At 41.9% G+C, this 3,520-nt stretch carries 2 protein-coding genes; both read right to left on the bottom strand.

The window, feature by feature from the left end:
* Window positions 1-3,278, bottom strand: a 3,278-nt coding sequence (locus F452_RS11745; protein WP_018966131.1) for an Ig-like domain-containing protein, incomplete at its 3' end; no start/stop codon positions are given.
* 148 nt (window positions 3,279-3,426) lie between these two features.
* The coding region (locus F452_RS13525; RefSeq protein WP_394358170.1) for a hypothetical protein at window positions 3,427-3,520 on the bottom strand (94 nt) is incomplete at its 5' end.

Below are 3,520 nucleotides of genomic sequence, written 5' to 3'. Positions count from 1 at the left end.
TCATATCCCTGATTGTAAAACTCGACAGTAGCTCCTACATCTTGATTAGCCCCGGGATTACGGAACAACAATGTCCCGGTCGGATTGTCTTTCGACGATTTCACGACGATAGTACCGGCAGCCTGATTGTTATCCTCAACTACTCCGTTAATCATTAACTGATTGCCCGTAGTTATTACCAAATTCTTGTCGGAATGATTGATCAGATTACCGATAACACGTCCCTCCGTTCCATCTTGTTCGATATCGTCCAGATGTAGATCTTGCTTCGCAGGACCAGACTTAGGATTATTCGCTTGTGTTGGATTATTTTGCTCTGTAGCGAATTCGATATTCTCACCAACAGCGGGAACGATGTTGTTCGTCCAGTTATTGGGCTCATTCCATTTATTGAGCATACCCAGCGTACCCCCTATCCAATAGTTGGCCGCAGGTTTAATGAGTATATAAACCGTAGCCTTATCACAGGCCTTTGGCGTTCCATCATCGCACACACAATAAACAAACCGGTCGGGTCCAACATAGCCATTAGTGGGTGTATAAGTGAAGGTACCATCAGCACTAATAACGACATTACCGTACTGAGGAATAGCAACGAGTGTTGTATTCACAATCTGATTATTCCCTTGAGCATCATAGTCATTAGCAAGGACATTACCTGTTACGGGAGTATACTTAGTTGTTATAAAGGCATCGTCAGCTGCAAAGGTCGAATTCTCTGTATCAGGTAGGACCTTGATCGTAACAACGGCATCGTCACAACGATTCAAGTGGTCGCACACTTGATACTTGAAGTTTACTTCTCCTACAAATCCTGGATTCGGCACATATGTAAATGTTCCATCGGCGTTGAGTGTTAAAGTTCCATTTGTTTGAGCAGTTCCACCATCTACCAGTGTAACGCTGTTCGGGTTAAGATCTCCATCGGGATCAAAATCATTAGTAATGACATTTCCGTTAAGAACCCCACCCTTAGGCATAAGATAATTGTCATTAACAGCGACAGGAGGATTATTATTCGTTACTGGCAGAGGAAGAACCTCAATTGTTACCGTGGTCGAAGTACATGCATTATGGTTATCACAGACCTCATACGTAAAGGTATCTTCTCCTACATAATTGCTTGATGGCGTATAAACATAAGATCCGTCAGCATTGATAGTCACATGACCTCCATTCTGCGTCGGTATATTTACCTGAGGAGTGACATGTATCGGGTCCTTCTCTGGATCATAGTCGTTAGTAAGAACATTACCTCTAACCGGTATATCCACGAACGTAGTATTCACGTCAGGAACAGCTACGGGCGGACGATTTTCCAAATAAGCGAAATAAGTAGTCTCGAATAGATGCTTCCAGCTAATACCGATATTTGCTCCGTCCAAAGTAGATCCCGGCACCTCCGTAAAGCGATAAAATTTGCCATTGTAGGTAAAGTCTTTTGCACTGGGCGTAACAGAGAAATACTGAAGATTATCATTTGTTTTGTCCAGCTTTATCCATTTGGGAGCTATATAATCGTTTCCAGGAGGAAGGAAGAAATCCGGAGAATGGACGATTTGGGCTGCACTCAAAGACCCGACTACAGTTCCATCTGCCAATATAGGTTGGCCATCCATATTAACCAAGACATAATTACGCTTTATGACGCCATAGCCTGGTTTTACGGTTGGACGCGGAAACAGCAAACACTGATTGGCTTCTCCGTTGGAATTGGTGTAATTAAGCTTGGCTTCTTTATTGGTATCATATCCGCCCAAATCAGGACCTATAGTCGAAACATTATTGATTTGCGCTTGATCCATATTTTCAATGTCCGCAAAAATACGGTAGGTCAGCGTAGCTTCGGATGAGCTCAAAATAGTACCCGTTGTCCATGTCAACTTTCTAGTAGTGATATCATAATGTACGGTTCCATTGGTAACCTTTACCAGATGAGTAACATCACCCGACTGAGTCACATTTTTAACGATGAAACCGGGAGCGACAAAGTCTGTCACTACACCTTTCTGTATCCCTATATTAATAGTCTGAGCGATATTATCGAAAGCTGCAGCCAAATTTTGGGGGGTCGCAGTAAAGAAGTGATTCTCGTCTGTAGCGGTTAATTTCAATGAATTATTAGCCAAGGCAAAATTTCCCAAGTCATAGCCAATAGTATGAATTGTATATCCTGAGCTTTTTGCGAACTGAGCTTCATTGATGGCTGCATTACAAGGGAAATAATAATAATATGGATGGCCAAACTTCGGTTCATACACCAATGCACCGGCAACACCATCAAAAGTAATTCTTGCGCTCAGACTACTATAATCGAATTTGGATTCCGGCAGATCTCTCCGCCCAACTTTAGAAGATTGAGTTGGATAATTTGGAGTAAGAGGTGTAGATGGATTGTTGGAAACATAATTTGTAGGAAAATTGATTGCTCCTTGTATAACCAGATCAATGGGGTCATTTGCATTTCCAGTTTTGCCAATGAAATCTGCAGTAGTTACATTTTTAACCGGATACTGCTCGGTCGCTAATCCGTCAGACATCAAGATAATATGCTTGTCGACAGCATTAGAGGTAGCCATAATATTTCTTGCCACTTTAAGCCCCCCTTGAGTATGTGTTCCCCAAATAGGAGTTAAAGCCCTGATTTTTTGACAGAGAAAAGCAGTGTCTTTGGTAAAATCAGATAAGAAATGAGGCTCATGGTCATAACTCACAAGAGCGATACGCACCCCCTCTGTAGCGTTTCCCTTAGGCAACATCTTTTTCACGAAACGCTGTCCTGAAGCAATAGCGGATTTTAATCTAGCAATGTTTTGCCCACCCATTGATGAAGACTGGTCAATAACTATCACCACGTCAACCGGTACCGTTACTGCTTCGGTAGTGATTTTTAGCGTTACATCCCATGCATTAGGGTTATCAGGATCAGTAACTGGAACCGCATACTTGTCAACGGCAACGGGAACCACAGGAGGAGGTATCCGTAGATTTTCTGCGAAAAAAGACTTCTCTTGCGAGGTTAAACGATCAGCATGCTTTATTTCACTCACTGGCGAAGCAACTAATCCACTGTGTTCAAAAACAGATTGGCATACAATTCCGGCATTAACTAAGTCACCCTTATTTGTAGTCGTCAATTTAGAATCCGTTGAATGGTTCGGAGTCCAAAGCTTCTCTACATCTGCCACTCTTTCATAAGGGCGAGCTTTTATCTGAAAGGCAAATACCGTGCAGAATAAAAGAAACACCGCAAGTATTATTATATATCTTTTCATCATTACTATTATTTCGTTAGTCGCTGCAAATCAACCCAAACAACACGCGCAATCAAACACATGTAATCAACTCCTATTTTCACCTAAAGACTTTCTTTTTTCATATCCATTTAGTCTCGTCTACCATATCTCGCAAGACTTGAATAAAATATCAAATCTCGACTTCATACTTATACCAATGGTTTCTCAAGACCTTCTCGGGTAATGGCAAACGATAAAGTTCAGGCCCGAATTCGGGAGGAGGA

The sequence above is a fragment of the Porphyromonas gulae DSM 15663 genome, assembly GCF_000378065.1.
Classification (GTDB): Bacteria; Bacteroidota; Bacteroidia; order Bacteroidales; family Porphyromonadaceae; genus Porphyromonas; species Porphyromonas gulae.
The sequence above is the reverse complement of the archived record's forward strand: the minus strand, read 5'-3'. Positions and strand labels throughout refer to the sequence as shown.